Source organism: Streptococcus oralis, from assembly GCF_023109195.1.
Classification (GTDB): Bacteria; Bacillota; Bacilli; order Lactobacillales; family Streptococcaceae; genus Streptococcus; species Streptococcus oralis_BV.
On sequence record NZ_JALDUB010000001.1, the window covers coordinates 429,293 to 455,196 of the forward strand.

20 protein-coding genes, 1 tRNA gene and 4 pseudogenes are annotated in these 25,904 nt (G+C 37.4%); 20 read left to right on the forward strand and 5 right to left on the reverse strand.

The features are described from left to right. The first annotated feature begins 136 nt into the window (after positions 1-136). From M1F65_RS02080 to M1F65_RS02110, 7 genes are all read left to right on the forward strand, one after another. Entirely contained in the window at positions 137-1,852 is a 1,716-nt protein-coding gene (locus tag M1F65_RS02080) for an McrB family protein (protein ID WP_001083684.1), read from the forward strand. Beyond that, positions 1,839-3,143 carry an McrC family protein gene (locus M1F65_RS02085; protein ID WP_070657592.1) on the forward strand — a complete coding sequence of 435 codons (1,305 nt, stop codon included), beginning with the start codon at positions 1,839-1,841 and terminating at the stop codon, positions 3,141-3,143. Before M1F65_RS02080 ends, M1F65_RS02085 begins: the two co-directional genes overlap by 14 nt. A 169-nt stretch (positions 3,144-3,312) precedes the next feature. After that, complete coding sequence (locus tag M1F65_RS02090; RefSeq protein ID WP_070657594.1) at positions 3,313-4,299, forward strand: GMP reductase; 987 nt, start codon at positions 3,313-3,315, stop codon at positions 4,297-4,299. A 68-nt stretch (positions 4,300-4,367) separates the two neighbouring features. Continuing rightward, positions 4,368-4,439, forward strand: a tRNA-Arg gene (locus tag M1F65_RS02095). A gap of 182 nt (positions 4,440-4,621) precedes the next feature. Continuing rightward, positions 4,622-5,320 carry a ribonuclease III gene (gene rnc, locus M1F65_RS02100; RefSeq protein ID WP_000661472.1) on the forward strand — a complete coding sequence of 233 codons (699 nt, stop codon included), beginning with the start codon at positions 4,622-4,624 and terminating at the stop codon, positions 5,318-5,320. After that, positions 5,311-8,850 (forward strand): chromosome segregation protein SMC, encoded by a 3,540-nt coding sequence (gene smc / locus M1F65_RS02105; RefSeq protein WP_247925367.1) that lies wholly within the window; start codon positions 5,311-5,313, stop codon positions 8,848-8,850. The genes rnc and smc overlap by 10 nt, the downstream gene beginning before the upstream one ends. Before the next feature lie 144 nt (positions 8,851-8,994). Continuing rightward, complete coding sequence (locus M1F65_RS02110) at positions 8,995-9,921, forward strand: bifunctional riboflavin kinase/FAD synthetase (RefSeq protein ID WP_042902197.1); 927 nt, start codon at positions 8,995-8,997, stop codon at positions 9,919-9,921. 193 nt (positions 9,922-10,114) lie between these two features. Here M1F65_RS02110 and tnpA read toward each other — a convergent pair. After that, positions 10,115-10,579: pseudogene (gene tnpA, locus M1F65_RS02115) on the reverse strand (IS200/IS605 family transposase). Between the two features lie 234 nt (positions 10,580-10,813). Here tnpA and pezA point away from each other — a divergent pair. From pezA to M1F65_RS02140, 5 genes and pseudogenes are all read left to right on the forward strand, one after another. Next, on the forward strand, positions 10,814-11,290 hold the full coding sequence (pezA, locus tag M1F65_RS02120; protein ID WP_042902582.1) for a type II toxin-antitoxin system antitoxin PezA: 477 nt from the start codon (positions 10,814-10,816) through the stop codon (positions 11,288-11,290). Then, positions 11,290-11,835: pseudogene (locus M1F65_RS02125) on the forward strand (zeta toxin family protein); the annotation flags it as partial. The gene pezA and the pseudogene M1F65_RS02125, both read left to right, overlap by 1 nt. Before the next feature lie 89 nt (positions 11,836-11,924). Further along, positions 11,925-12,788, forward strand: a pseudogene (locus M1F65_RS02130) (IS982 family transposase). Positions 12,789-12,851: 63 nt separating this feature from the next. Continuing rightward, a complete protein-coding gene (locus tag M1F65_RS02135) occupies positions 12,852-14,030 on the forward strand; it encodes a DNA cytosine methyltransferase (RefSeq protein WP_042902198.1) in 1,179 nt (392 codons plus the stop codon). 2 nt (positions 14,031-14,032) lie between these two features. After that, complete coding sequence (locus tag M1F65_RS02140) at positions 14,033-16,057, forward strand: ATP-binding protein (RefSeq protein ID WP_042902199.1); 2,025 nt, start codon at positions 14,033-14,035, stop codon at positions 16,055-16,057. A gap of 80 nt (positions 16,058-16,137) precedes the next feature. On the opposite strand, the pseudogene M1F65_RS02145 reads toward M1F65_RS02140, so the two are convergent. Next, positions 16,138-16,260 (reverse strand): annotated as a pseudogene (locus tag M1F65_RS02145) (IS982 family transposase); the annotation flags it as partial. Here M1F65_RS02145 and M1F65_RS02150 point away from each other — a divergent pair. Further along, positions 16,225-16,398, forward strand: a complete 174-nt coding sequence (locus M1F65_RS02150; protein ID WP_158085836.1) for a hypothetical protein — start codon at positions 16,225-16,227, stop codon at positions 16,396-16,398. The pseudogene M1F65_RS02145 and the gene M1F65_RS02150 overlap by 36 nt on opposite strands. 3 nt (positions 16,399-16,401) lie before the next feature. Next, the gene (locus tag M1F65_RS02155) at positions 16,402-17,118 is read left to right on the forward strand and encodes an alpha/beta fold hydrolase (RefSeq protein ID WP_247925368.1); all 717 of its coding nucleotides are present in this window, start codon (positions 16,402-16,404) and stop codon (positions 17,116-17,118) included. Positions 17,119-17,258: 140 nt separating this feature from the next. On the opposite strand, the gene M1F65_RS02160 is transcribed toward M1F65_RS02155, so the two are convergent. Genes M1F65_RS02160 through M1F65_RS10015 form a run of 3 tightly spaced genes read right to left on the reverse strand, consistent with a single transcriptional unit; the run spans position 17,259 to position 19,108 of the window. Then, positions 17,259-18,074: a TIGR03943 family putative permease subunit gene (locus M1F65_RS02160; RefSeq protein ID WP_042902201.1), complete on the reverse strand. Its 816-nt coding sequence runs from the start codon at positions 18,072-18,074 to the stop codon at positions 17,259-17,261. After that, complete coding sequence (locus M1F65_RS02165) at positions 18,071-18,976, reverse strand: permease (RefSeq protein ID WP_042902202.1); 906 nt, start codon at positions 18,974-18,976, stop codon at positions 18,071-18,073. The genes M1F65_RS02160 and M1F65_RS02165 overlap by 4 nt, the downstream gene beginning before the upstream one ends. After that, positions 18,977-19,108 (reverse strand): SPJ_0845 family protein, encoded by a 132-nt coding sequence (locus tag M1F65_RS10015; RefSeq protein ID WP_000268696.1) that lies wholly within the window; start codon positions 19,106-19,108, stop codon positions 18,977-18,979. A 136-nt stretch (positions 19,109-19,244) separates the two neighbouring features. Between M1F65_RS10015 and M1F65_RS02170 the strand changes: the two genes are divergently transcribed. The 6 genes from M1F65_RS02170 (at position 19,245) to M1F65_RS02195 (ending at position 25,745) form a co-directional block, all read left to right on the forward strand. Further along, positions 19,245-21,374 carry a Tex family protein gene (locus tag M1F65_RS02170; RefSeq protein WP_247925369.1) on the forward strand — a complete coding sequence of 710 codons (2,130 nt, stop codon included), beginning with the start codon at positions 19,245-19,247 and terminating at the stop codon, positions 21,372-21,374. Beyond that, positions 21,361-21,804: a SprT family protein gene (locus tag M1F65_RS02175; RefSeq protein ID WP_247925370.1), complete on the forward strand. Its 444-nt coding sequence runs from the start codon at positions 21,361-21,363 to the stop codon at positions 21,802-21,804. Before M1F65_RS02170 ends, M1F65_RS02175 begins: the two co-directional genes overlap by 14 nt. A gap of 59 nt (positions 21,805-21,863) precedes the next feature. Then, positions 21,864-22,136 carry a PspC domain-containing protein gene (locus tag M1F65_RS02180; protein WP_247925371.1) on the forward strand — a complete coding sequence of 91 codons (273 nt, stop codon included), beginning with the start codon at positions 21,864-21,866 and terminating at the stop codon, positions 22,134-22,136. Between the two features lie 116 nt (positions 22,137-22,252). Further along, entirely contained in the window at positions 22,253-23,887 is a 1,635-nt protein-coding gene (locus M1F65_RS02185; RefSeq protein ID WP_247925372.1) for an AI-2E family transporter, read from the forward strand. Between the two features lie 10 nt (positions 23,888-23,897). Then, positions 23,898-24,620: a hypothetical protein gene (locus tag M1F65_RS02190; RefSeq protein WP_247925373.1), complete on the forward strand. Its 723-nt coding sequence runs from the start codon at positions 23,898-23,900 to the stop codon at positions 24,618-24,620. 3 nt (positions 24,621-24,623) lie between these two features. Then, positions 24,624-25,745, forward strand: coding sequence for an AAA family ATPase (locus M1F65_RS02195; RefSeq protein ID WP_247925374.1), 1,122 nt, complete (start codon positions 24,624-24,626; stop codon positions 25,743-25,745). Positions 25,746-25,904 lie beyond the last annotated feature (159 nt).

The following is a 25,904-nucleotide window of genomic DNA, read 5'->3' on the forward strand; positions in this document are numbered from 1 at the left end:
TGTTAAGAGTCATTGAAGCTCCTAACGCTGGGCTTTTTTTAGAAGTTCTTTTCTTTTTCTATAGGATATGATATGCTATAGATGAACTATATATTAATAGAACTTACTTGTGAAAGTAAATTAAAGGAGTATTCAAATGAACAGTGAGCAAAATAACTATTTTTTTGTTGGTACAAAATTTGGTGATGATGATTATCTTGAATATTTTATGAAAGAAGGAAAGTGGGAATTAGGATGGCATAATAACGAGGAAAATAAACAGTATCAAAGAATGTTAAAGTTGTTTAATAAAATTAAACCAGGTGACGTTTTATTTGCTAAATCTACATATGTCAAAAAGAAGAATTTACCTTTTGTAAAGAAAGATGATTTAAAGGTTTCTGTGATGAAAATTCGTGGAATGGCGACTGTTAAAGAGGTTTTAGATGATGGGCATACCATTATTGTTGCTTGGAAAAAAGAGTATATAGAGAGGGAGTGGTTTTTCTTTACGGGGCAAGAAACAATATGGTTTCCATCAGATATTAAGTATCGAACTAAAGAGACTAACCAGTTAATAAAATTTGCAGCAAGTGATGAAATCATAATTCAAGACTATGACTATTTTTTGAATCATCCTAATTGGAAAAAGTATAAAAAATTAGAAAGTGAAACTATGTTAAGGAATGATTTTTTATTTAATTATAGTGGTATATTAAAAAAATCCAAAAACCTCATCCTCCGTGGTGCACCTGGCACAGGAAAAACTTATCTTGCTAAAGAAATTGCTAAAGAATTAACGGGTGGCAACGAAGACCAAATCGGATTTGTACAATTTCATCCATCCTATGATTATACTGATTTTGTAGAGGGGTTGAGACCTGTATCAAATGGTGATGGAGCTATCGAGTTTAAGCTAGAAGATGGTATTTTTAAGAAGTTTTGCCAGAAGGCTAAAGAAGCTCAGAAAACTGGAGGCCAAGATAATTTTGAGGAAGCGTGGGATCTTTATCTTGAATATGTAAATAGCAGAGATGAAAAAGAATATTTGACAGAATTTTCCTATCTCACAGTAAATAGTAGAAATAATTTTAATATCAATTATGAAACTAAAGCCCAAGGAACTTGCTTAACAAAATCTTATGTTTATGAACTCTATAAAGATGAAAAATATCTGAAACAGCCTTATTATCGTAATCAAGGAAAAAAAGTCCTAGAAACATTGAGAAAGAGATTTGGTTTGAAAGACTATGTTTCCCCAACAGAAATTGATACTGATAAGAAATTCGTCTTCATCATCGATGAAATCAATCGTGGAGAGATTTCAAAGATTTTTGGTGAACTCTTTTTCTCTATTGACCCTGGTTATCGTGGTGAAAAGGGAAGTGTTTCTACCCAATATGCTAATTTACATGAGACTGATGACAAGTTTTATATTCCTGAGAATGTCTACATCATCGGAACAATGAATGATATTGACCGTTCAGTAGATACCTTTGATTTTGCTATGCGTCGTCGTTTCCGTTTTGTTGAAGTTACTGCCGAGAGTCAAGTTGGTATGCTTGATGACGTGCTTGGTGATAAAGCCGAAGAAGCAAAAACTCGTCTAAGAAACTTGAATGCTGCTATCGAAAACGTTCAAGAGCTAAATAGTCATTATCATATCGGACCAAGTTATTTCCTTAAGTTGCAGGATGTGGATTTTGACTATGAGTTACTCTGGTCTGATTACCTCAAACCTCTATTGGAAGATTACTTACGTGGTTCTTATGAGGAGGCCGAAACTCTGGATACATTGAAAAAAGCATTTGATCTGACAAATAACGAGCAAACAGTTCAGCAAGATACTGGTGATAATGATGCGTATAACTGATAATCAGCATAAAATTGCTAAAGAAGACTTTGTAGCAGAATATCCCAAACTAAGTCAAGCGCTTCTTGATAGAACACTGGATAACCTTTCTCGAGAGGACCGTATCTTTATTTTCCCGAATGATTTGATAAATTCTCTTGATTTAGATAAGGACCAAAAGATTTTGGAAACAGTTAATCAGGAAATCAAGACAGGAAACGTGATTGGTTTTCTTGGATATGGTCAGGAAAGATTAACGATTGCCTCTCGTTTTTCTGATGAAAGTAACGACCATTTTTTGCATTATCTCTTACAAAAGGTTCTCAATATCAATCTGACTAGTTTGGATGTCGGTCTATCTCTAGAGGATAAACTCTATCAGCTTTTGATTTACCTCTTTCCCAAGTATTTACAAGCTGCTCTCAGAAAAGGTCTTTATAAGGAATACCAGAGATTTTCTCATAACGACAGTCATGTAAAGGGAGCCGTTGATGTAGGAAATCATCTTAAGAAAAATCTTCCTTTTACGGGAAATATTGCCTATACAACAAGAGAGTTTACCTATGATAATCCACTCATGCAGTTGATTCGGCATACGATTGAGTACATAAAGATTCAAAAAAGTTTTGGAGCACTACTTGATAGTAATCGTGAAAATATAACTGAAATTACTCGTGCAACTCCAGCTTATAAACTAGCTGATCGTGCTAAGATTATCAGAATGAATAAAATCAAACCCATCCGACACGCCTACTTCAGAGAGTACAGAAAGTTACAGGAACTCTGCTTGATGATTCTGAGTAGAGAAAAGCATGGTCTTGGCCCTCAATCTCAAAGGGTACATGGTATTCTCTTTGATGTTGCCTGGCTTTGGGAAGAGTATGTTCACAGCTTGTTGCCAAAAGGTTTCATCCATCCACGAAATAAAGATAAGACGGACGGAATTTCAGTATTTTCTGTTGGGAAACGAAAGGTATATCCAGATTTTTATGACAGAGAACGAAAGATTGTTCTAGATGCAAAATATAAGAAACTGGAGTTCACTGAAAAAGGAATCAACCGTGAGGACTTATTCCAGCTGATTTCCTATTCTTATATTTTAGAAGCTGAGAAAGCTGGTCTTGTTTTTCCGAGCAAGCACAAGGTTGTTGATAATGAGATAGGAAAGCTAGCAGGTTATGGAGCTTTGTTGAAGAAATTGTCTATCCATATTCCTCAGAATGCTTCATCTTATAATGAATTTTGTGAAATGATGGAAAGCTCCGAAGCGATTTTTAAAAGAAATATTGATAAGGAAGTGGGGAGAAACTAATCTCCTCACTTTTTATATTTAAATTATAAAAACCGAACATTATTGTTTTATAATTAAAATTATTTGACAAAAACTGTACTTTAGTTTATAATAAATCAAGGAAACGTCGGAAAAGGCGTAGGGATGCGCAAGCATAGCTAGGTCATTACAAAAGAAACGAGACAGCGATATGTTAAATGAATTTCCAATTTTTGATTACGAAGATATTCAGTTGATCCCAAATAAATGTGTCATTAAAAGCCGTGCAGAAGCAGACACAAGCGTCACACTTGGAAATCACACTTTCAAATTACCTGTTGTACCAGCCAACATGCAGACGATTTTGGATGAGGATGTTGCAGAGCAACTTGCTAAAGGCGGTTACTTTTACATTATGCATCGTTTTGATGAGGCTGGGCGCATTCCTTTTATCAAACGCATGCACGATCAAGGGCTCATTGCTTCTATTTCAGTCGGTGTCAAGGATTACGAGTATGATTTTGTTAGCCAACTCAAGGCTGATGCTCCTGAGTATATCACGATTGACATTGCTCATGGACATGCAGATAGCGTGATTTCTATGATTCAACACATTAAGAAAGAATTACCAGATACGTTTGTCATTGCTGGTAACGTGGGAACACCAGAAGCTGTGCGTGAATTGGAAAATGCCGGTGCGGATGCGACTAAGGTCGGAATCGGTCCTGGTAAGGTTTGTATCACCAAGGTCAAGACTGGTTTTGGTACAGGTGGTTGGCAATTGGCTGCCCTACGTTGGTGTGCTAAGGCTGCGCGTAAACCGATCATTGCTGATGGTGGGATTCGTACTCATGGTGATATTGCTAAGTCTATCCGTTTCGGTGCCAGCATGGTCATGATCGGTTCCCTTTTTGCAGGACACATCGAAAGCCCAGGGAAAACGATTGAAGTTGATGGCGAACAGTTCAAAGAATACTATGGTTCAGCTTCTCAATATCAAAAAGGAGCATATAAAAATGTGGAAGGCAAACGCATTTTGCTTCCTACCAAAGGGCATTTGCAAGACACCCTTACTGAGATGGAGCAGGACTTACAAAGTGCTATTTCCTACGCAGGTGGACGCAGAATTGCTGACCTTAAACATGTTGATTATGTTATCGTGAAAAACTCTATCTGGAACGGGGATGCATCCCACTAATGGACGCTTAGTCTACCCATAAAAAAACTTGTTATTAGAGCAAATTTCTGTTATAATAAGACAAGTTTCCACCCTTAGTGTAATGGATATCACGTAAGATTCCGGTTCTTGAGATGGGGGTTCGATTCCCTCAGGGTGGATGTAAAAAGCCTATGAAAGCCTTAAATAAGGCTTTTTTCTTTATCTCGCCCCAAGTTTATCCCTAAAATTGAAATTGTCTTCTAAAAAATGCTCAATTCCCCTCTAGTCCCGTTTTAAAGTGACTAAGGGGGCTTTTTTTGATATAATAAGAAGGACTGTTATCAGTTAGAAAGAGGTTGGTATGAAAGAATTACAAACTGTACTAAAGAAGCGTTTTGCAATCGAATTTGCAGACAAAAACTTACTGGAAACGGCCTTTACTCATACGAGTTATGCCAATGAGCACCGCCTCTTAAAAATTTCACACAATGAGCGCTTGGAATTTTTAGGAGACGCTGTTCTGCAATTATTGATTTCAGAATATCTGTATAAAAAATATCCTAAGAAACCAGAGGGAGATTTGTCTAAACTCCGTGCTATGATTGTCCGTGAGGAGAGTTTGGCTGGTTTTGCGCGTGATTGCCAGTTTGATCAGTTTATCAAGCTAGGAAAAGGAGAAGAAAAGTCTGGTGGGCGCAATCGTGACACCATTCTTGGAGATGCCTTTGAAGCTTTTTTGGGAGCATTGCTTTTGGACAAGGATGTTGCTAGAGTAAAAGAGTTCATCTATCAGGTCATGATTCCCAAGGTTGAAGCAGGTGACTTTGAAATGATTAAGGATTACAAGACACACCTGCAAGAGTTGCTCCAGGTCAATGGAGATGTGGATATTCGCTACCAGGTGACCTCTGAGACGGGGCCTGCCCATGACAAGGTTTTTGATGTAGAAGTTCTGGTTGAGGGCAAGAGTATCGGAAAAGGTCAAGGTCGTTCTAAAAAATTGGCTGAGCAAGAGGCCGCTAAAAATGCAGTTGAGAAAGGGCTGGATTCATGTATTTAAAGGAGATTGAGATTCAGGGATTCAAGTCCTTTGCTGACAAGACCAAGGTCGTATTTGACCAAGGCGTGACAGCTGTCGTTGGACCCAATGGTTCTGGGAAGTCAAATATCACAGAAAGTTTGCGATGGGCCTTGGGTGAGTCTAGTGTCAAGAGTCTTCGTGGTGGCAAGATGCCGGACGTTATCTTTGCTGGAACTGAAAGTCGCAAACCACTCAATTATGCCTCTGTTGTCGTGACCTTGGACAATGAAGATGGTTTTATTAAGGATGCAGGGCAAGTCACTAAGGTAGAACGCCATATCTACCGTAGTGGAGATAGCGAGTATCGAATTGATGGCAAGAAAGTTCGCTTGCGTGATATTCATGACCTCTTCTTGGATACCGGTTTGGGTCGGGATTCCTTCTCCATCATTTCCCAAGGGAAGGTTGAGGAAATTTTTAACTCCAAACCCGAAGAACGCCGTGCTATTTTTGAAGAAGCTGCTGGAGTTTTAAAATACAAGACTCGTCGAAAAGAAACAGAAAGCAAACTGCAACAAACTCAAGACAATCTCGACCGCTTAGAGGATATTATCTATGAATTGGACAATCAAATCAAGCCCCTTGCAAAACAAGCCGAGAATGCGCGCAAGTTTCTCGACTTGGATGGTCAACGCAAGGCGATTTACTTGGATGTACTGATTGCTCAAATCAAGGAAAACAAGTCTGAACTAGAGCTAACAGAAGACGAGCTAACGCAGGTTCAGGAACTCTTGACCAGTTATTACCAAAAACGTGAAGAGTTAGAAGAGGAAAATCAAACTCTTAAAAAGAAACGCCAAGATCTCCAAGCTCAAATGGCTAAAGACCAAGGGAGCTTAATGGATTTGACTAGTTTGATCAGTGACTTAGAGCGAAAACTAGCCTTGTCTAAACTGGAATCTGAGCAGGTAGCCCTCAATCAACAAGAAGCACAAACCCGTTTGGCGACTTTGGAAGATAAGAGAAAGGCTCTGAGTAAAGAAAAATCTGAAAAAGAAGCGAACTTGGAACAGTTAGAGGAAAGTCTAGCTGAAAACAACAAGGAACTCAATCGTTTAGAAGCGGAGTTGTTGGCATTTTCAGATGATCCTGACCAAATGATCGAGCTCCTGCGTGAACGTTTTGTTGCGCTTTTACAAGAAGAAGCGGATGTCTCAAACCAACTGACCCGCATCGAGAATGAGTTGGAAAACAGCCGTCAGCAGTCTCAAAAACAAGCTGATCAACTTGAGAAACTGAAAGAACAACTGGCTACAGCTAGAGAAAAGGCCAGTCAACAGCAGGCTGAGCTTGAAACTGCCAAGGAGCAGGTTCAGAAATTATTGGCTGACTACCAAGCTAGTGCCAAGGAACAAGAGGAGCAGAAAGTTTCTTACCAAGCCCAGCAGAGCCAACTCTTTGATCGTCTAGACAGTCTCAAAAACAAGCAGGCTAGAGCCCAGAGTTTGGAAAACATCCTAAAAAATCATAGTAATTTTTATGCGGGTGTTAAGAGTGTTCTTCAAGAAAAAGCCCGTCTTGGTGGGATCATTGGTGCAGTCAGTGAACATTTGACCTTTGATGTGCATTATCAAACTGCCCTAGAGATTGCGCTTGGAGCTAGCAGTCAGCATATCATCGTAGAAGATGAAAACGCGGCAACAAAGGCGATTGATTTCCTCAAGCGCAATAGAGCTGGTCGTGCGACCTTTCTTCCATTGACGACTATCAAAGCTCGTACGATTTCTAGTCAGAATCAAGATGCTATCGCAGCAAGTCCAGGATTTCTGGGAATGGCAGATGAGTTGGTGTCGTTTGATAAGAGACTAGAAGCCATTTTCAAAAACTTGCTAGCCACAACGGCTATCTTTGATACCGTAGAACATGCCCGTACGGCAGCTCGTCAAGTTCGTTACCAGGTTCGTATGGTGACGCTTGATGGTACCGAATTGCGTACAGGTGGTTCCTACGCGGGTGGTGCCAATCGTCAAAACAACAGTATTTTCATCAAGCCAGAGCTGGAACAATTACAAAAAGAAATTGCTGAAGAAGAAGCTGACTTGCGGTCAGAAGAAGCGAGTTTGAAGACCTTGCAAGATGAGATGGCGGTATTGGCAGAAAGATTAGAAGCCATCAAATCTCAGGGTGAGCAAGCTCGTATTCAGGAGCAAGGTTTGTACCTCGCTTATCAACAAACCAATCAGCAGGTCGAAGAACTGGAAACGCTTTGGAAACTTCAAGAAGAGGAATTAAATCGCCTATCTGAAGGAGATTGGCAAGCGGACAAGGAAAAATGCCAAGAGCGCCTTGCAACTATCGCCAGTGAAAAGCAAAATCTGGAAGCTGAGATTGAAGAGATTAAGTCTAACAAAAACGCTATTCAAGAACGTTATCAAAACTTGCAGGAACAAGTAGCGCAAGCACGCTTGCTTAAGTCAGAACTGCAAGGACAAAAGCGGTATGAAGTGACTGATATTGAACGACTAAGTAAGGAATTGGATAATCTGGATCTCGAACAAGAGGAAATTCAGCGCCTTCTCCAAGAAAAGGTTGATAATCTTGAGAAAGTGGATACGGATTTGCTAAGTCAGCAGGTGGAAGAGGCCAAAACTCAGAAAGCCAATCTTCAACAAGGTCTGATTCGCAAGCAGTTTGAATTGGATGATATCGAGGGTCAGCTGGATGATATTGCCAGCCATTTGGATCAGGCTCGTCAGCAGAATGAAGAGTGGATTCGTAAACAAACACGTGCTGAAGCCAAAAAGGAAAAGGTCAGTGAACGCTTGCGCTATCTACAAGCTCAATTAACTGACCAGTACCAGATCAGCTACACTGAGGCTCTAGAAAAAGCACATGAGTTGGAAGATCTCAATCTGGCAGAGCAAGAGGTTAAAGATCTTGAGAAAGCTATTCGCTCACTCGGTCCAGTCAATTTGGATGCTATTGAACAGTACGAAGAAGTCCACAATCGTTTGGATTTCCTCAATAGCCAGCGTGATGATATTTTGTCTGCGAAAAACCTGCTCCTTGAGACCATCACAGAGATGAATGATGAGGTTAAGGAACGCTTTAAATCAACCTTTGAGGCGATTCGTGAGTCCTTTAAAGTGACCTTTAGACAGATGTTTGGTGGAGGTCAGGCAGACTTGATATTAACTGAGGGTGACCTTTTAACAGCTGGTGTGGAGATTTCTGTTCAACCACCAGGTAAGAAAATCCAGTCTCTCAACCTCATGAGTGGTGGTGAAAAAGCCCTATCTGCTCTGGCTCTGCTCTTCTCCATTATCCGTGTTAAGACCATTCCTTTTGTTATCTTGGACGAGGTAGAGGCTGCGCTAGACGAAGCCAATGTCAAACGTTTTGGGGATTACCTTAACCGCTTTGACAAGGATAGTCAGTTCATCGTCGTAACCCACCGTAAGGGGACGATGGCGGCAGCTGATTCTATCTATGGAGTTACCATGCAAGAATCAGGTGTATCTAAGATTGTTTCGGTTAAGTTAAAAGACTTGGAAGAAACAGTAAACTAGTTACCAAACGATAGCATCTCTTAGGAGGTGCTATTTTTTAAAACTCATAGCTTGGAATTGTCTATCAAGGTCAGTTCAGACGCAAAAAACGACATTTGGGATTTCCTCTTAGCGAAAAGACTTGCTCTATGATATAATAGTTTCATGATTACAACAGTACCTATTAAGAACGAAAAAGACATTGCAGTACCGGGAAAAACAGTCCTTGTACTAGGTTATTTTGATGGCATCCACAAGGGGCATCAGAAACTTTTTGAAGTGGCCAGCAAGGCTTCAATGAAGGATTATCTGCCAGTTGTCGTGATGACTTTTACAGAGTCACCAAAACTTGCCTTACAACCTTACCAACCTGAGCTCATGCTCCATATCGTCAATCATGAGGAACGGGAGCACAAGATGAAGTGGCACGGAGTAGAGGCTCTTTTCTTACTGGACTTTAGTAGCAAATTTGCTAGTTTAACGGGTCAAGAATTCTTTGATACTTATGTTAGAGCCTTAAAACCAGCGATTATCGTAGCAGGATTTGATTACACCTTTGGTTCAGATAAGAAAACTGCAGATGACCTGAAGGATTATTTTGATGGAGAGATTATCATTGTTCCTCCGGTCGAGGACGAAAAGGGCAAGATCAGTTCCACACGGATTCGCCAAGCTATTCTTGATGGAGATGTCAAGGAAGTCAACCATCTACTAGGCACACCTCTCCCAACCCGTGGAATGGTCGTTCATGGAAATGCACGAGGACGTACTATCGGTTATCCAACAGCCAATCTGGTCCTCAGAGATCGAACCTATATGCCAGCAGACGGTGTTTACGTAGTCGATATAGAAGTACAACGTCAGAGATATCGTGGAATGGCAAGTGTTGGGAAAAATGTTACTTTCGATGGAGAAGAGCCACGTTTTGAAGTCAACATTTTTGACTTTTCAGATGATATTTATGGTGAGACAGTCATGGTCTACTGGCTAGACCGTGTCCGAGATATGGTCAAATTTGACTCCATCGAAGAGCTCGTAGACCAACTCCAGAAAGACGAAGAGATTGCTCGGAACTGGAAGGATGCTGAGTAGGAAATTGGAGTTTTATATAAAATCATCCATACTTTAGATTCTTATTTCTAAATCATGACCACCCGTCTAACGGGTGGTTTGTACCAGAGCTATAAGCCCAAATTACCAGCCAGCGCCTAAAGACGCTGGCTTTCACGTTGTTCAATCCTTATTGCTCTTGACTCATCATTCGCCTCTCAAAGAGGCTTTAGTATTACTTACCACTATCCCTAAAGGGATCCTCATATTCTTTTACACTTAATTTATCTAGTGCTATATCATGCTTTTCCTGTTCTTAGATATATTTCTTAATTGTAGCTTCATTGAGTCCCACCGTACTTACATAATAACCTTCCGCCCAGAAATGCTGATTCTCAAACTTGTACTTGAGATTAGCGTGTTTGTCAAACATCATGAGTGAACTTTTTCATTTTAAATAACCCATGAAACTCGAAATACTTATCCTTTATGGAATACTTTCTAACAGATGTACATGGTCTGGCATTAAGTAACCCTCGATAATTTCAACTCCTTTATAACTACACAAGCGATGAAATATTTCGCCTAAACTACTTCGATATTGATTATAGATGACTTTTCGTCTATACTTAGGGGTGAACACAATGTGATACTTACAGTGCCACTTTGTGTGCGATAAACTATGAGCCTTTTGTGCCATATTTTTCTCCTTTCGCTTTACAATTGGCTTGAACACCTTTATTGTATCGCGTTCGGAGTTTTTTGGTATAACCTTCGACGCGCACCCGCATAGCGGGTGGTTTTTTTGTCTCGCACCTAACGGAGCGAGACGGACTAATAATCATATAACCTAAAAACGGATAATGCACCATATTTGGTCCGTTATCCGTTTTTTTATGGTATAATGAAAGCAAATATGAGGAGGTCTTTATCTATTATTGGAGACAATATCAAATCACTACGCCGAACACACGATTTAACACAGCCAGAATTTGCAAAAATGGTCAATATTTCACGCAATAGCTTAAGTCGTTATGAGAATGGAACTAGTAAAGTTTTAACAGAACTTATCGACCGTATTTGTCAAAAATTTAACGTCTCTTATGTTGATATTGTAGGGGAGGACAATATGTTATCACCTGTTGAAGATTACCAACTGACTTTAAAAATAGAAGTGATAAAAGAATGTGGAGCAGCCATTTTATCACAGCTTTATAGATACCAGGATAGTCAAGATATTGCTTTTGATGATGAAACAAATCCTTGGATTTTGATGAGTGATGATTTGGCTGAATTAATCAATACGAAAATATACCTTGTCGATACTTTCGATGAAATCGAGCGTTATAGTGGCTACTTAGACGGTATCGAACGGATGCTAGACATGGTGCATCATCGGGTGGTGGCTTAATGATATTGGAAGAATTTAGTGAGGCTGAGTTTCAGAAAGCTTTACAACGAACAATTTGGGTTCTAACTCGCGGAAAAACGATTCCAGATCAACCGAAAGCCATTTTACTTGGTGGACAAAGCGGAGCAGGTAATACGACTATTCATCGTATCAAGCAAAAAGAATTTCAAGGTAATATCATTATCATCGATGGTGATAGCTACCGTTCTCAACATCCCAATTACTTAGCACTGCAAGAAAAGTATGGCAAGGACAGCGTGGACTATACCAAGGGATTTGCAGGAAAAATGGTAGAGTATCTGGTCGACGAACTCAGCACGCAAGGCTACCAAGTTTCTTTAGCTATTATTGGTACTAAACCAAAACTGTCCTATCTCAGTACCTTAATTCGTTACGAGGAACTTTATGCTATCAATCCAGCTTAGTCCAGAGCAACACCTAAAGAACATCATGGTTATATTGTAGAGCACTTGGTTGATAATCTTAGGGAGTTAAAAAGAGAGCAACTCTTTGACCAGATTCAGATTTATCAAAGAGATAGAACTTACCCGTGGTGCTAGTTAATTTCAAAATACAATAAAAAGTCCAAAAGGACTATACTGTAAGTGACGAAACATACAGGAGGTTAGTCTAAATGAGCTACTTACAGTATACTGCTAAATCTTATCATTTGCAATGGAATGTTCGCCAATTATCACAAATTTGTCATTACTTTTATAAAACTTATTTCCCAGATTCCTTTAAACATCGGCGTAATGTTGGCTTAGGAAAAGTTTCAGATGAAGCGCTTCTTGTCTTGCTTTTGTTACAAGCTGAACTAGGCATAACGTCACAACGCCATTTCTACACCATCTGACATCTCTTTCCTTGTGGTCAGTTACTAGAAAGAAGTCGTTTCAATCATCGGTCTAGACGAATGATTTGGCTAGTCCAATTAATCCGAAAAGCTATGAGCGACTTGATTTCGCCTGATGAAATAGCGATTATAGATAGTTTTTCCTTACCACTTTGCCAACCAGTTCGCAATCAAAGAGTTGCCAATTTTAAAGGATTAGCCGATATTGGCTATAATGTCTCTAAACATCTTTGGTTCTACGGTTTCAAGGTTCATATGCTAGTGACCTTATCGGGTTGTATTCTGAACTGTGTTGTCACACCAGCCTCTGTCTACGAACTCAAGGTGGTTTATGAGCTATTAGAGGGATGTAAGCAATCGGTTATTCTAGGTGATCTTGGCTACTTAAGCGGTGAACTCAAAAATGACTTAAAACAGGAAGATGACCATCTATGGATACCATTTCGACAAAACATGACAGGATCCGAAGAACATAACAATTGGAAAGTAATGGCCATGAGACGAACTATTGAAACTCGTTTTTCTGAACTGTGTCGTCTCTTTGACATCGAACATACATTAGCTAGAGGGCTAGCCGGACTACAGTTACGAATTGAACAAATTATTCTGGCTCATAATTTACACTATTTTGAAATGAACTAGCACCATGGATACTTATTTGTAATGTTGTAAATCACTATATATCAACATTAAGGAAGGAAAAATATGCCTATAAAAGTTGTAGATTTATTTTCTGGAGCCGGTGGATTGACATTTGGATTTCAGAAAGCAATATATCGAAATAGATTTAGAGATGACGATAGTTTTCAGATTATTTTTGCAAATGAATTAAATTTTGAGGCTTCACAATCTTTTAAAGCTAATTTCCCTAATATTAAAATGTTTAATGACGACATTCAAACTATTGATGAAGAATTTTTAAACGATAAACAGGTGGATATCCATGACGTAGATTTAATTATAGGAGGTCCCCCATGTCAATCTTTCAGTACAGTAGGGAAGCGTCAATATGATGAACGTGCAAAAATGTATAAAGAATATAGACGTTTATTATCTATTATACGACCTAAAATGTTTATATTTGAAAATGTTTACGGGTTATTAACAATGAAAGATGACCAAAATAGACCTGTAATAGAAAATGTCATTGAAAGTTTTGAGAATTTCCGAGATTTTGAAGACAATCTTGGTTATGATATTCATACGGAGTTACTTAATGCTAAAGATTATGGTGTGCCACAGAGCAGAGAGCGGGTATTTTTAGTTGGTATCAGAAATGATTTATTGATTAAAGAAGGTTGGGAATTCCCTCACCAAAAAGTAAGTAAGCCACTATCTGTTTCTGATGCAATTAGTGACTTGCCTAAGTTAAATAATGGTGAGGAAAAATCATTTTACGATTCAAAACCCAATACTAAATATCAATATCTAATGAGGGATGGAGAGAGGAGACTTACTAATCATAAAAATGGAACTTACGGATTAAGAATGTTAGAAATTATGAAGTTAGTGAAGCAAGGTGAAGGAAAAAATCAAATCAATAAACTTGTTGATGAAGGGAAAGCTTCAAAAGAACTATACCTAACGTCAGGTTATAGAAACTCTTATGGAAGATTATGGTGGGATAAACCATCATCAACAATTACGAATAATTTATCAACTCCCTCTTCTTTAAGATGCATTCATCCTAAGCAAAATAGAGCTTTAACTTCGAGAGAAGGAGCAAGACTCCAATCATTTCCAGATAGCTTTCAATTTTATGGTTCAAAAACTCAAGTAAATATTCAAATAGGCAATGCTGTTCCTCCTCTGTTAAGTATTGTGCTAGCTGATAGTGTTAAAAGATTTTTTCTAAACAATTTTGATGAAGATAGAGGTAGATAGTTATGGTGCATAATAAAAAAAGTGATGATTTACAGTTTAGTTTTTCATACATGGCATTAGGTTTATTGGGGAAAAATCTTTATTCTAATGCATGGGCTGCACTTTCTGAGCTAGTTGCAAATAGTTTAGATGCAGGTTCTACAGAAGTTTACATAGCTATAGATATGAGAAAAAAAAATAACTCTGTGATTGAAGTTTATGATAACGGTGAAGGGATGTCTTATGATAATTTAAAAGAAAATTATATAAAAATTGGAAGAAACAGGCGCTTAAATCAGAAAAATTCAGAAAATGTTATGGGGAGAAAGGGAATAGGTAAGCTTGCAGCTTTGTACCTAAGCAATCACTATTATGTTGCTACAAAACAAAAAGATACTGACTTATTAGTATATGAAATGGAATTCCCAAATTCAGAATTAGAAAATGATACTCAAAATCCTCAAATGTCAAGTTCTTCTTTTGATGCTTTCAATAATCGTGAATTTTTACGTTATGAGTCCGGAACTATGATAAGAATGGAAGAGGTAAATTTAACAGGATACGGAGATGCATCTATAGAAACGCTAAATTCTACACTATCTGATTATTTTACTGTTTCTAATCTAAACTCACAAAAGATATTTTTAAAAGTTGTAAAAAGTGATAATGATTTAAAAAAAGAATACACTGAAGTAATTAAAACTATCCCATTTAAAAACATGGTACGGATTACTTGCTTTGATAAAGAAACATACGATGAGTTATCAGAAAAATATTCAAATAAGAAATATCAGTTAAATTTAAAAGGCTTTGATAAAAAATTTTCGGATAATATTCAAGTCGTTTATAAAGAAGCTACAGGGACAGAATTTACATATAGGAAAGATGGTCAAGAAAAAACAAAGGTTGGTAAGATAACTGGATGGATTGGTATACACTCTACTATAAATTCGTCTGAAGCAACGGAGTTAAATGATGCTAATTTCAAGAAGAATAAGTTATATAATCCTTTGAGTCTTAGAATTTATGTTAGAAATAAATTAGCTATCTCTAATTTTTTGCCAGTAATTAATAATACGCAAGCTTTTGTAAACTATATTGAAGGTGAAATCGGTTATGACATTCTTGATGACAACAACTTTAAAGATATTGCAACGACTAGTAGACAAAGTATGGATGAAAATGATCCTCGAGTAGTGGATTTAGCAGAAAAAATGAAACAAGAATTATCAAGTTTAATTCGTACAAGAATAGAAGTTAGAAATAAAATGAATAATGAGATTCAATCTTTACAAACAGAATCTGAAAAAATTGCAAAAGAATCGACTTCTAAAAATATTGATAAAATATTTGATGATTTTAAGTCTCAAAATTTTAGTACCGATGAAATGGATCAGCTAAATCTTAATATAAAAAATAGGGTTGTACAACAACTCAAAGGAGAAAATTTTAAAAACGAGTATACTATTTTCTTTTCCCATTCACGAAGAAATAAGAATGTATTAGACTTTTTCTATTATTTATTAAAAAAGATTGGTGTTACTTCAGACGAGATTTTCTATACAAGTAAAGAGGATGCACCTCAAATTGATATTAAGCAAAACTTAGGTGAAATTTCTAAAGAAAATATTGTCAATAAAAATACATTATTATTCTTTTATGTTACGAAGGATTTTAAAGACTCAGATTATTGTATGTTTGAAGGAGGTGCTGCTTGGGCAACGCGAGGTTCAGAAGATTATCTAATCAATTTTGATGAATTTGGTCTGATTCCTGATTATCTTAATCAAAAAGGTGAATTTCTATTAAACCTTACTCAAAATTCTGATTTGTCTAAAGGAGATTTTTATAATCAGTTGATAAATACACTGAATAAGTTAATTGAGCATATTAATATTGGACGAAAAATGAAAGCTGCTGAGGAAGTACCATTATTTAATAACATTGAATTTCCTGACAAAGTGGAATTAAGTCAAGGAAAAACTCCGAAGCTTAATAAAGATATTGAAGACTATTGGAATACTTATATTTTAGAAAATAATGAGTAATTTCAATGTGCGAATAGGGAGAGAGTTGCCTCTTAAGTTTTATAAAAAATAGGTGATAAATATGATATCTATCCATGGTGCTAGTTCATTTCAAAATAGTGTAAATTATGAGCCAGAATAATTTGTTCAATTCGTAACTGTAGTCCGGCTAGCCCTCTAGCTAATGTATGTTCGATGTCAAAGAGACGACATGTACGATTAAACGTATTTCAATTGAACATCCTGAACTTTACGCTGCAGCTCAAACAAGTGGTGAAATTCCAGAAAAAGAACGCGAAGAATTGCGTCAGATTATCACAACTATCTTTGAACAAAAGATGAATAAGCATAGTATTAAGTAGAGAATGAAAAAATATTTTATTGGCGGTCTGGGAAGCAATGTCTATCATAGCAAGGATTTTCTTCAAGAACTAGATTCGAAGGTTTATTTTTTAAATCCATATGAAAAGCATCTTCGAGATGAAACAGAATTGAAATCATGGTTTAAAAATGAGATTGTAGAGGAAGAATCTATATGTCTGATAGGTCATTCTCTTGGAGGAGATTTGGCGCGTTATCTTGCATCGGAATTTCAAGAAGTGAAAAAACTGATTCTTTTGGATGGTGGCTATCTAGATTTAGATAAGATTTTACCTTTAGATACAGAGTTAGAGGAAGCTAAAAACTATATCGAATCTCAAGTCGTTTCAGACTTAGCTCTTCTTATTTCTAAAGAGAAATCTGAAGCAAAGTATTGGTCAGAAAATATGGAGGAAGCTGTAAGACAGTCTTATCACTGGAATGCGGAGTATAATAGATATGAGTTAGCTATAAATTATGAAAATATAGAAGTGATTCTCCGCCTACGAAGAAAAATCCAAGCTTTTAAGAGAGAAGTGGGAGATACTTTGTTTATCAGTCCTCGCTATCCTAATGAAGCTACATGGAGAGAGGAACCCCTGAAAGAATTGCCAGACTATTTTGATACTTTTTTTCTAGAAAACTTTGGCCATGAGCTTTATACTGAAGCACCCAGAGAAATCGCTAGTCTGATTAATGAGTGGCTCTCTTATTCTCAATGAGCTACTTGTATTACTTAAAATGTTATAAGATTTAAATCTAAAAATCATTAATACTCAGATAACAAAAAACGAACAGGCTCTTTTTCTGTCATTCAGAAGAGAACTTGTTCATTTTGTTTTTTATAGATTTAGTTTGCTTTTTAAAACACGCGATAGACATAAGGATTTTCTGGTTTGTCTACTTTTGTGAAACTCTCAACCTCCAGTGTTGGGAGTTTTTGTTTGAGTTCTTTATGGTAGTGGAGAGTCAGGGTTCCTCTAGCGGTAATCCAAGTATTGTCAGGATACTGGCGTGAGTTCCCCTTGGTCAGGAGTCCATATACTCCAGAGTCTGCGATACAGTGGATGATGCCAAAGCGAAAGAGGAACTGGCTATCTGGATGGCTAGGATCGTTATAGACAAAGCCTGTAAATTCGATTTTCTTTCCTTCAAACTCTTGAGGGTAGTCATAGAGAACTTCCATGACCTCCATATAGTTATCGTCTGTAATTTGAATGGTTGGCTGGGAGAGGTATTTGTCAGCTGTAGTCCTCATTTCCTTTTCATAAGCAGATTTGGAAAAATAGGTACTGGTATCGGGTTTGAGGTATTGACTGGATGTGCCTTCGCTTGCCTGAATAGCAGTATCGATTTCCTCAGAAAGTGGGAAATGATAACCTTTGGCAGATACAGTTCTCGAGTCCAAACTTACTGTCGGAAAGGCAACCCCAATCAAGAGAGGTAGAGACAGTAAAAGGAGGCTGATTTGTCTAGCTCGACGACTTTCCATATGGCTGTGAGAGTTGATTTTCTTGATCCAGATATAGAATTGGACCAGAGCCAACAGAAGAGAAAGGACCATTGAGATATAGACTAGATAGGAATAGTGGAGATTGATGTAGTGGCTAAGCTTGCCAGATAGCTGCAGATACAGAGTTAGGGCAAAGTAACCCAGTAAAGTGAAAAATCGGATCATAGCATCACTCCTATCATGTAAGAATAAAGCAAGACAAGCACTGTCACGATGCCCATGAATTGCAAGATGAAGCGTGCTTTGAGATAGTGTTTCATCATGAGGAGATTTTTGATATCAAGCATGGGGCCAATGACCAGAAAGGCAAGGACTGGCGCTATGCCGAAGCTCGAGAGGAGAGAAGCGCCGATAAAGGCGTCCGCCTCGCTACAAAGAGAGAGGAGAAAGGCTAGAAACATGAGCAAGAGAATCGCAAGGACTGGACTAGCACTGATAGAGGTCAAGATCCGAGTCGGGACATAGACCTGCACGATAGCCGCAAAGAGACAGCCAAAGACCAAGTAACGCCCCATATCGAAAAACTCATCAATAGCTTGTATAAAGATCTGAAACACTTTTCTAGCGGGACCCAAGTGTGAAAAGTCATGTTCATGGCAAGCGATAGGATTCTCTTTTTGAATGGGTTCCTTCCAGAAAAATCCTAGGAAAATCCCCAGAATCAAAGCAATCACAATAGCTCCCAGAGCTCGCAAGAAGGCAAGTTTTATTGAATTGCCAAAGGCAGAATATGTGGCGAAAAGAACGATAGGATTGATGATGGGAGCAGTCACCAGAAAAGGAACCGCTGTGTAGCTGGGCACTTTCTTTTCCAGAAAACGATTGATAATCGGAACGATACCACATTCGCAAGAAGGAAAGAGAAAGCCAATGAAGGTACCAAAAAAGATCCTCCCCCAACGATTGCGAGGGAGAAACTCATAAACTTTATCAGGTGTGATATAGACCTCAATCAATCCCGAAATGAGACTCCCAATCAAGACAAAAGGAAGGGCTTCAATCATGATGGAGAGAAAAATAGCTCCCGCTTGTAATACACTAGGAGGAAGAGATTGGAAAATCGTCATCTATTTTTTCTTCTCAACTTTTTCTTTTTTATCTTTGTCATCTGGAAAAGTGACTTGTGTTAAGTCAGGAAGTTTTGCGAATTCTTCAAACATCTTGTCCAAGTCATCCGTTTTTGTAAATTTAACAGCCATGGGCTTACCTCGTTTCTAAATGTTACCTCTATTATACTATTATTTTCTGGAAAAGGGATTATTTTTATTTTGATAATCAAAGAGATAAAAACAGGTAAGGTGAAACAAGCCTTGTCCCTTATGGTATAATAGGTTTATGGATAAAAAATATGAAATAATCTCCCAGGATTTGGGTGTAACCTTAAAGCAAATCGATACTGTTCTAAGTTTAATGGCTGAAGGGGCGACGATTCCCTTTATCGCGCGTTATCGAAAGGACATGACTGGTAGTTTGGATGAGGTGGCGATTAAGGCCATTATCGACTTGGATAAAAGTCTGACAAATCTCAACGACCGTAAGGAAGCTGTCTTGGCTAAGATTCAAGAACAAGGCAAACTAACCAAGGAATTGGAAGAAGCTATTTTGGCAGCTGAAAAATTAGCAGACGTTGAAGAACTCTATCTTCCTTATAAGGAAAAACGTCGAACCAAGGCAACCATTGCCCGTGAAGCTGGACTCTTTCCTCTTGCTCGCTTGATTTTGCAAAATGTAGCTGACTTAGAGAAAGAGGCTGAGAAGTTTGTCTGTGAAGGATTTGCGACTGGTCAAGATACCTTAGCGGGAGCAGTTGATATCTTGGTAGAAGCCTTATCCGAAGATGTCAATCTACGTGCTATGACCTATCAGGAAGTGCTGAGACACTCTAAAATCACTTCGCAGGTCAAGGATGAAAGTCTTGATGAAAAACAAGTTTTTCAGATTTATTATGATTTTTCAGAGACAGTTGGCAACATGCAGGGCTATCGTACCTTGGCCCTCAATCGTGGGGAAAAATTAGGCATCTTGAAAGTTGGCTTTGAACATGCAACGGATCGTATTCTAGCTTTCTTTGCTGCTCGTTTCAAGGTGAAAAATGCCTATATTGATGAAGTGGTTCAACAGTCAGTTAAGAAAAAAGTCTTGCCGGCTATCGAGCGCCGCATTCGGACAGAATTAACCGAGAAGGCAGAAGAAGGGGCTATCCAACTCTTTTCGGATAATCTGCGCAATCTCCTTTTGGTTGCTCCGCTAAAAGGGCGCGTGGTTTTAGGCTTTGACCCTGCATTTCGTACAGGTGCCAAGCTAGCGGTAGTTGATGCGACGGGGAAAATGCTGACAACACAGGTCATCTATCCTGTTAAACCAGCCTCTTCTCGTCAGATTGAAGAAGCTAAGCGAGACTTAGCCGACCTGATCGGTCAATACGGCGTGGAAATTATTGCCATTGGAAATGGAACGGCTAGCCGTGAAAGTGAAGCCTTTGTGGCGGAAGTTCTGAAAGATTTTCCAGAAGTCAGCTATGTTATTGTCAATGAAAGCGGTGCTTCGGTCTACTCTGCCAGTGAACTTGCTCGTCAGGAATTTCAAGAATTAACCGTTGAAAAACGTTCGGCTATTTCAATCGCCCGTCGTTTGCAAGATCCGCTTGCTGAATTGGTTAAAATCGATCCCAAGTCAATCGGTGTTGGTCAATACCAGCACGATGTCAGTCAGAAGAAACTGTCTGAAAGTCTGGACTTTGTCGTGGATACCGTGGTCAACCAAGTCGGTGTCAATGTCAATACAGCCAGCCCAGCACTTCTTTCCCACGTAGCTGGACTCAATAAAACCATTTCTGAAAATATCGTCAAATACCGTGAGGAAGAAGGAAAAATCACTTCACGCGATCAGATTAAGAAGGTTCCTCGTCTGGGTGCCAAAGCCTTTGAGCAGGCTGCCGGTTTCCTCCGTATCCCGGAAAGTAGCAATATCCTTGATAATACAGGAGTTCACCCAGAAAACTATGCTGCCGTCAAAGAGCTTTTCAAATGCTTGGATATCAAGGATTTGAATGAAGAAGCACAAAATAAGCTTAAGTCCCTATCAGTCAAGGAGATGGCGCAAGAACTGGATCTTGGACCAGAAACGCTTAAAGATATCATTGCCGACCTTCTCAAACCAGGTCGAGATTTCCGTGACTCTTTTGATGCACCTGTTCTCCGTCAAGATGTACTGGATATCAAGGACTTAAAAGTTGGCCAGAAGCTAGAAGGTGTGGTGCGTAATGTTGTTGATTTCGGTGCATTCGTTGATATCGGGATTCACGAGGATGGCTTGATTCATATTTCCCATATGAGTCGTAAATTTATCAAACATCCCAGCCAAGTGGTGTCTGTTGGAGATTTGGTAACGGTTTGGGTCAAGAAAATCGATACTGAACGTGAAAAAGTTAATCTGTCGCTCTTAGCTCCAGATGAAACTAACTGAGTACGTCCAGTCTGTTTCCCTCGAAGACTTTGGTAGACCTTTTACCCACCAAGCCCAGTGGAATTCTCGTCTGCGAACGACAGGTGGGCGATTTTTCCCCAAGGATGGGCATTTGGATTTTAATCCCAAGGTTTATAATGAACTAGGTTTGGAAGTCTTTCGCAAAATCGTACGCCATGAACTCTGTCACTACCATCTTTATTTTCAGAAAAAAGGTTATCAGCATAAGGATCGAGATTTTAAAGAACTTTTGAAAGAAGTGGATGGACTACGCTTTGTCCCGCCTTTGAAAGACCAAAATACCTACCTAGTCTATCAGTGTCAATCTTGCCAGCAAACTTATCAACGCAAGCGTAGGATTGATACCAAACGCTATCGTTGTGGCGTCTGCCGTGGTAAACTCGTCATCTTAAATCGGCCTAAGGACTGATGTTTGTGAACCTGTTTCATGCTATACTACTTGTAAGAATACCAAAAGAGGAACATATCATGAATAACAAATTTTATAAAATGAAACGAAATAGTATGGTGTCGGGAGTTTTAGCTGGTCTATCAGACAAGTGGAATTTTGATGTGACTCTAGTCCGCTTTCTCTTTGCTATTTTTACCATATCAAATTTTGGGATTGGTGTGATTATTTACATCATTCTTGCGTCTATCCTGCCAACTAAGGAAGAAATCGAAACAGAAATGTACGGAACAGGACCACGCAAACGCAAGGAAGCCGAGGCCATTGATGAAAATGATGGACGGTTTTGGTGATAATAATAGAAGCAGGAACTTCGTCCGATTGGACGAAGTTTTTTTAAACTTGTCAAATCAAATCTTGAAATGGTATAATAAATCAATGAATACAATAATAATGTAGAGAGATTAATATGGCTAACGAGAATAAAACGTTTGAATTACAAAGTTCTGAAATTGACTTTGACTATGAACAATTACTTGAATTAGAAAGTTCTTTAGAAAATAACCTTAAGGATGTTGTTGAACATATAGATCAACTTGATATAGACAGAGAGAAATTACAAAATAATGAATATCTTCAAGAAACTATTGAAAATATAGTTTGGGAGCAAGTACAACTTCAACTTGCTGCCCAAATTGGTGAAGAGTTTATTAAAGAGAACAAAGGTCAAACCCTAGATTTACGAAAAGAAGCACATATTCAAACAGCTGAAAATTTTGAAAAAGGCATAATTGCCACTCATAATAGAACTGTTGATCATCAAAAAATATACAATGAATGGCAAGATTCTTTTATACTGAATAAGAACGGAGAGAGAATTTTAAAAAAAGAAACTCGTGAATTTTTTGATAAGGGAAGAGATAAAGGTTCATCATCTGTTCATAAAGATCATACTATTTCTATTAAAGAGCAATTAAATGATATTGATTTAGTTGCATTTTCTACAAAAGATGAAATTAAAGTTTTTGCTAACAGCTCTAAGAATTTACATGATTTAGATGCCTCAGCGAATATGTCTAAGGGTGACAAACCTATGTTAGAATTTTTAAATACTGAAAGAAATGGGCTAAAACCAGAGGAACGATTTAATATAGATAGAAGACAAGCAGAGTTTGATGAAAAAGAAGCTCGTGAAGGATATTCGGAGTTTAAAGATAACGCTAAAAAAAGAGCAGTTGAATCTGGTAAAAAATCACGACGTGATGAGGGGTTAAAAGTTTCCGGAAAGGCATTAAAGGTTGCGATTTTCCAACTTTTATCAGAATTTTTAAAGGAAATTATCAAGAAATTTATAGTTTGGTTGGGTGAAAAGCATAAGAATCTCAATTCATTCCTTAAGAAATTAAAAGAAGCTGTCTCTACTTTTGTCTCAAATTTATCAAAACATATTTTAAATGTTGGGAAATCTATCTTAACAATGCTTGTTACTTCTATTTTTGGAACATTTGGTGAAGTGTTTTTAAAGATTTGGACATTTATGAAACAGGGATGGTCATCTCTAAAGGATGCTATTGATTATTTGAATAACCCTGAAAATAGTTCTAAAGATATTAATATTATTATTCTCGAACTTGGTAAAATAATAACTGCGGGTATAATTGTCACAGGAGGGCTAGTTTTAGGTGAAACAATTGGAAAATCTCTCGTTGCTATTGCGCCTCCACTTTCAGTAGAAATACCTATTCTAGGTTCTTTAGCTAGTATTATAGGAACATTTATGGGAGCAACTTTATCTGGAATTATTGGCGCTTTTGTATTAAAAATGATTGATCAGCAAATTGTTAATAAACAGATTTCTGAACTAAGTTCTAAAAAAATTGATCAAAATAATGAAATGTTAGTAATTCAAGATCAATTATTAGATGTAAAGAGCACAAAACTACAAGTCGAAAAAGATTCTATTGTTAATACTATTAAGGAAAGACATGATATGGCTGCGTCCATGATGAAAGAAAAGCTATCAGATATTTTTGAAGAATCTACAAGAGACGATAAAAGTGACTTTGATGAGATTGATAGTTTATTACAAGAATTATTAGATTAGGGAGATAAATATGGAACAAGAAGTAGTTGAGCAAGAACAAGAAACAATTGAAATAAACATTAGCAAACATGATTTCGATGAAGCAAAAGAGCATCTGAAAGAGTTTGCTGAACAAAGTCAAGATGAACTGTATTTTGATAAAGTTAGAACTCACGATGATTTCTTCGGTTTTGAGTTTGCTGAACATGGAGTGACAGGAAACGAGTTTAATACGTTAGTTGAACAAATTCAAAATTACATTTCAAAATTTTATGATAATCAACAAACATTTATTGAAGAATTTGGTCAAGTTTATAAAGCTTTAGAAGCGCTGGATAAAGATTATATTCAAGCTATTCTTTCTTCTGTAGCTGCCATTGAACATACCAACAAAAAAATTCTGAAAGAACAAGCTCGTATTGATAAAACCATAGAGAAACAAAAATTAACTTTAGAAGCTCTTAAGCAGTTTAAAGAGAAATTTAACGAAGAAAAAAGTAAAAATTCTATCGTCGAAAATGAGGAACGACTTTCTGCACTAGATGATAGAATTGTCAACTTAGAGGGCACTGTTAGTCAGCTTCCTTTGGAAACAGTCTCTCACACTGCTGAGATTGAAGAACTCAGAAAAGAGTTGAAAGAAAGTAAACAACAAATTCAATTTATTTCAAATCGTCTTCTTACGCTCTTTATTGTATCAGGAGTATCTATTGGAATGTTAATAATCACTTTAGTGTTTATGTTTTTGAGGTAAATTATGACTGTATCTCGTGACAAGCTAATTGAGAGCGCCAAAAAATTGGATCGACAACTGGGTAATGAGCCGACTTTTTTCACAAAAGTGAATGAGATTATAATTGATCATTCAGACACAAATAAAGTAGCAGATTTATATAAATCTATATATTTATTTCAAAAAGAGAATAAAATAAGCAAGATAAGTCAAACGTTAAAAGAATTATCTGATAATTTAGCTTGTTATTTAGGTTACTCTTATCTTTTTGAAATACTAGGGAAGGAGTTAGGAAAACGTAACAACTCTTCTCTGGATGAATTGATGAAGGAATTAAATCAATTAGTTGGTTTACAAAAAGTTAAAGAGGAAGTTTCGAGGTTAGTTATATATCAAAAGGTTCAGTCCAAAAGAAAAGAGACTGGGCTAAAAGTACCAAAGAGAACTTTACATATGGCATTTATGGGCAATCCTGGTACTGGGAAGACGACAGTAGCTAGAATTGTAGGTCGAATGTATTATCAGTTAGGCCTTCTTTCAAAGGGGCATTTTACTGAAGTCTCTAGAACGGATTTAATTGCTGGTTACCAAGGTCAAACCGCTTTGAAAGTAAAAAATGTTATCGAAAAAGCAAAAGGTGGCGTTTTATTCATAGATGAAGCTTATAGTATTACAGAAAATGACAATACTGATTCATATGGACGAGAATGTTTAACAGAATTAACAAAGGCTCTAGAGGATTCAAGAGATGATCTAATTGTTATTGTTGCAGGATATACTGATCCAATGAATCATTTTTTTGAATCAAATCCTGGTTTGAAATCTCGCTTTAATTATTTTATTAATTTTGAAAATTATTCTTCTATGGAATTGTTAGATATTCTTGAAACTTTAGCAAGAAAAGACGACTACCAGATTGAGGACAAGTTGAAAAAAATATTATTAAATTATTTTAATGAAAAGTTAGAAAGTAATCTCACCAATTTTTCTAACGGTCGTTTCGTTCGAAATCTTTATGAAGATTTAATAATGAATCAAGCTGTTCGAATAGATAAAAGTGAAAATTTGACTTCAAAAGATTTAACCTTGTTGATAAAAGAAGACTTTTCTTTAGAAGAAAACTGTTCTGCTTATATAGAAATATAATTAATTGAAAGAATACATCATCAAATTGTAGCTACATTTCTTACTGATTGATTCAGACTGAATAGTGAATTTTAACCCTTGCATCCGCAAGGGTTTTCTTCTTGCCTTTCTTTTATGGTAAAATATTGATAGCGAAATTGCTTGTTTTTTTTAATCTTA